This is a genomic window from Saccharomonospora saliphila YIM 90502 (assembly GCF_000383795.1).
Lineage (GTDB): Bacteria > Actinomycetota > Actinomycetes > Mycobacteriales > Pseudonocardiaceae > Saccharomonospora > Saccharomonospora saliphila.
Window position 1 is genome coordinate 75,041 of record NZ_KB912629.1, and the last position, 4,310, is coordinate 79,350.

Consider the following 4,310-nt stretch of genomic DNA (forward strand, 5'->3'; position numbering starts at 1 on the left):
ACCCGGACTGCCCTGCTGATCGCTCGGGCGCCGCCGCGCCGTCTGGAGGTCCGGCCGCCGCTCGCGGCTCCTCGGCACGGTCGCGGGCGCGCTGCGAGGGGCGTTCGTACACGCGCTCCGGCGACGCCGTTCGCGCCTGCCCGGCCGGGTCGGCACCGCCCCGGTTCTCGGCGGCCCGGGTTCCGCCGGGCGGGTCCTGCCCCGGCTGGACCGGGGTTCCGCCCGCGATGAGCCTGCGCTCCACCTGCTCCAGCCGTTGCAGCAGCGACGCCTCGTCGGTGGAGACCTGCGGCAGCAGCATCCGCGAGCACAACAGCTCGAGCACCAGCCGGGGCGAGGTCGCGCCGCGCATCTCGAGCAGTCCGCTGTGCAGGATCTCCGCGTACCGGGTCAGCGTGCCGGGGTCGAGCCGCCGTGACTGACTCACCATGCGCTCGATCTGCTCCTCGGGAGCCGACACGAGTCCCGACTCGGCCGCCTCGGGCACCGAGCGCAGCAGGATGAGGTCGCGCAGGCGATCCAGCAGGTCGCTGGCGAAGCGGCGCGGGTCGTGCCCCGCCTCGGCCAGCCGCTCCACCGTGCCGTACACGGTGCGGGAGTCCTCGGCCGCCAGCGCGTCCACCATCGCGTCGATCAGCGCCACGTCGGTGACCCCGAGCAGCGCGACGGCGCGCTCGTAGGTCACGCCCTCCGGCCCCGCACCCGCGATGAGCTGGTCGAGCACCGACTGCGTGTCCCGGGCCGATCCACCGCCCGCGCGGATCACCAGGGGATACACGGCGGGCTCCACCGCGATCCCCTCGGCCGTCACGTTGCGCTCGAGCAGCTCGCGCATCGCGCTCGGCGGGATCAGCCGGAACGGGTAGTGGTGCGTGCGCGAACGGATCGTCGGCAGGACCTTGTCCGGTTCCGTCGTGGCGAAGATGAAGATCAGGTGCTCGGGCGGCTCCTCCACGATCTTGAGCAGGGCGTTGAATCCCTGCGGCGTGACCATGTGCGCCTCGTCGATGACGAACACCCGGTAGCGCGACTCCGCCGGCGCGTAGAACGCGCGGTCGCGCAGCTCGCGGGCGTCGTCGACACCGTTGTGGCTGGCCGCGTCGAGCTCGGTGACGTCGACGCTGCCCGGCCCGCCCGGGGCGAGCGCGACGCACGGGCCGCAGACCCCGCACGGCTCCGGTGTGGGGCCCTCGACGCAGTTCAACGAGCGCGCCATGATGCGCGCGCTCGAGGTCTTGCCGCAGCCACGCGGGCCGGAGAACAGGTACGCGTGGTTGATGCGGCCGGAGGCCAGCGCGGTGCGCAACGGCTCGGTGACGTGGTCCTGACCGACGACCTCGCCGAACGTCGAGGGTCGGTACTTGCGGTACAGCGCGAGTGCCACGCCGCGAGAGTACCGGCCGAGGCCGACCTTTTCGTCCCTGGCACCGCCGCGTCCGGCATGCCGTGCGCGGCGCCGACCTGGAGAGATCGCCCGAGAGGGCGAGAAGGGGACCCCCGCACCCGCCAGAGCCCGCTTATCCTTGCTGCCTTCCGGCCCTGGGGAGGTTCACAGGATGGGCGCCGCGGGGGTCCGTGGGCCAGTGTAGGCCAGTGGCACGACCCGGGCACCGGCGGGGCCGTCGTGGCGGCCCGTCGCCGGCTACGCGGGCACCACACCCGGACAGCGCCCCGGCGAGGCGGGCGGGAGTTCGCCCCGGCGAGGCCTCAGCGGGGCAGGTCGAACTGCCCCGCCTTGACGGCGACGAGGAAGGCGTCCCATTCGCCCTCGTCGAAGACGAAGACGGGACTGTCGGACAGCTTCGTGTCCCGCACCCCGACCTTGCCCCGCCCGAGGTTCACCTCGACGCAGTTGCCCCCGTTGGGCTCGCTGGCGAACGACTTCCGCCAGGCCGAGGGATCGAACATGCTCGCGGCCGTGGTCGGGTCGTAGACGTCTTTCCCGGCATAATCGGCCATGGCATACCTCCGTACACGGTGACGACGACTACCCCACGTGTCCGTGGCAGGGGGCATGCCGCCGCCAGAACGCCGATCCGACCAACGGATGCCTCCATCCGTGCGACATTCAATCGATCGGGTCGACAGCATGATTATTGCGCGTCTACGATTATTCCTACCTACAGGGAGACACAGGCGACGTATCGGGGTCGGTCTTCTGAGAGATCGACAACAACAGTGGGGGATGGTGCGACTCATGGCCGTGCGACTCGATGTCGAGCCGGTGAAGCCGTCACGGACAGGTCGGAAGGTCGAGCGGAAGCTGCCGCGCCGCGCGCGGCGCGGGTTCGGCCTCAATTTCGTCCGGCTCTCGACACGCCGCGACCCGGGCCCGCTCGTGCTGGTGGAGGACCCGCTCACCCTGCGCTACCTCTGCCGGGCCTGACCGTCCCGCGACGGCGGACCCGCCCGCGTCAGCTCGCGAACGACTCGCGGTAGCGCCGTGCCAGGCTGGTGAGGAACTCGCGCGTCTCGTTGCGCTCCAGCGCGGCGCCGCGCAGGCGGTCCCAGGCGTCGACGAAGATTTGGAAGTCCTTGACGTCGTCGAGGTAGATCCCGCCCGCGGAGTGCTCGATGTAGACGAAGTCCCGGGTGCGGTCGGGGAACCGCATGATGGTGAAGTCGTTGGGCACCGAGGCCAGCTTCGCGTCGAACGGCAGCACGTGCACGTACACCCGCTCGCGCCGGTCGAGCTCGAGCATGTGCTCAACCTGGTCGAGCATCACCGCGGGCGCGTGGCCGCCCGGGGCCCGGCGCAGCGCCGCCTCGCTGAGAATGAACCGGTAGTACGGCGGCTGCTGCTGGTCGAACACGGCCTTGCGGTCGAGCCGGTTGCGCACGAGCGCGGTCACGTCGGTGGCGCCGAACTCGGTGAACTGCTTGAGCATGTAGTGCTCGGACTGCAAGGGCCCCGGCACGCGCTCGCCGTGCCAGGTCATGATCTCGGCGGCGGCGGGTTCGAGGTCGGTGAACGTGCGGAACCAGTGCGGCACCACCGACCGGTAGCCCGACCACTGGCCGCGCTGCCCGGCGGCGGCCCGGGCCAGGTCGAGCAGGGTGTCGGCTTCCTCGCCCGAGACGCCGTAGGAGTCGAGCATCGTGCGGACATCGCCGAGCTTGACCCCGACCGATCCCGATTCGATCTTGTTGACCTTGCCCTGGGTGCAGCCCAGGATCTCGGCCACCCGCTGCTGCGTGTAGCCGGCCGACATGCGGGCGTGCCGCAACTCGTTGCCGAGTTGCTTGCGGCGGGAGGTGACGGTACTGGCCATGGCGCCGCGACACTACCGCGTCGGGCACGCTCGGACCTATCACTCCTCCGGATGGGCCCGCGCCGATTTCGGTCACGCCGCGCAGTCCGGCGGTGGGCGTAGGGTGCGGATATGACGAAGGCGAGCATCGGCGTCACCGGCCTCGCGGTGATGGGACGCAACCTGGCACGGAACCTGGCACGGCACGGGCACGCGGTGGCGTTGCACAACCGGTCGGAGCACCGCACACGGGAGCTGGTCGAGCGGTTCGGCTCCGAGGGCGAGTTCGTCCCCGCCTACTCCGCGCGGGAGTTCGTCGAGGTGCTGGAGCGCCCGCGCAAGCTCGTCGTGATGGTCAAGGCGGGCGAGGCCACCGACAACGTGATCTCCGAGTTCGCCCCGCTGCTCGACTCCGGTGACATCATCATCGACGCGGGCAACGCCCACTTCGCCGACACGCGCAGGCGCGAGGCCGAGCTGCGCGAACGCGGGCTGCACTTCGTGGGCGCGGGCGTCTCCGGCGGCGAGGAGGGCGCCTTGCACGGGCCCAGCATCATGCCCGGCGGCTCGGCCGAGTCCTACGCCTCGCTGGGGCCGCTGCTCGAGGACATCGCCGCGAAGGTCGACGGTGAGCCGTGTTGTGCCCACGTCGGCCCCGACGGGGCGGGCCATTTCGTGAAGATGGTGCACAACGGCATCGAGTACTCCGACATGCAGCTCATCGCCGAGTCGTTCGACCTGCTGCGGGGCGCTCTCGGCTACGAGCCCGCGCGGATCGCCGAGGTGTTTCGCACCTGGAACACCGGACGGCTCGACTCCTACCTCATCGAGATCACCGCCGAGGTGCTGGCACACACCGATCCCGCCACCGGCGCCGCGTTCGTCGACGTGGTCGCCGACGAGGCCGAGCAGAAGGGCACCGGCCGCTGGACGGTGCAGAACGGGCTCGAACTCGGCGTGCCGATCACCGGCATCGCCGAAGCCACCTTCGCCCGGTCGCTGTCCGGGCACACCGGGCTGCGCTCGGCCGCCCGCGGCCTGGCCGGTCCGTCCCGCGCG

The 4,310-nt window shown here is 71.2% G+C and carries 5 protein-coding genes and 1 other RNA gene; 2 read left to right on the top strand and 4 right to left on the bottom strand.

All coding sequences use genetic code 11. The features are described 5' to 3' along the window. The 3 genes from SACSA_RS21460 to SACSA_RS0104460 form a co-directional block, all read right to left on the bottom strand. A partial coding sequence (locus SACSA_RS21460; protein WP_019813866.1) for a DNA polymerase III subunit gamma and tau occupies window positions 1-1,384 on the bottom strand: 1,384 nt, incomplete at its 3' end. A gap of 101 nt (window positions 1,385-1,485) precedes the next feature. After that, an RNA gene (gene ffs / locus SACSA_RS24365) (signal recognition particle sRNA small type) lies at window positions 1,486-1,578 on the bottom strand. 129 nt (window positions 1,579-1,707) lie between these two features. Beyond that, window positions 1,708-1,959, bottom strand: coding sequence for a DUF397 domain-containing protein (locus SACSA_RS0104460; RefSeq protein ID WP_019813869.1), 252 nt, complete (start codon window positions 1,957-1,959; stop codon window positions 1,708-1,710). A 238-nt stretch (window positions 1,960-2,197) separates the two neighbouring features. Between SACSA_RS0104460 and SACSA_RS0104465 the strand changes: the two genes are divergently transcribed. Then, window positions 2,198-2,386, top strand: coding sequence for a hypothetical protein (locus SACSA_RS0104465; RefSeq protein WP_028661539.1), 189 nt, complete (start codon window positions 2,198-2,200; stop codon window positions 2,384-2,386). Window positions 2,387-2,414: 28 nt separating this feature from the next. Here the strand turns inward: SACSA_RS0104465 and SACSA_RS0104470 are convergent, their stop codons facing one another. Further along, window positions 2,415-3,272: a helix-turn-helix domain-containing protein gene (locus tag SACSA_RS0104470; RefSeq protein WP_019813873.1), complete on the bottom strand. Its 858-nt coding sequence runs from the start codon at window positions 3,270-3,272 to the stop codon at window positions 2,415-2,417. A 111-nt stretch (window positions 3,273-3,383) separates the two neighbouring features. Here SACSA_RS0104470 and gndA point away from each other — a divergent pair. After that, window positions 3,384-4,310 (top strand): NADP-dependent phosphogluconate dehydrogenase (gndA, locus tag SACSA_RS0104475; protein ID WP_019813875.1); only part of this gene is annotated, 927 nt, incomplete at its 3' end.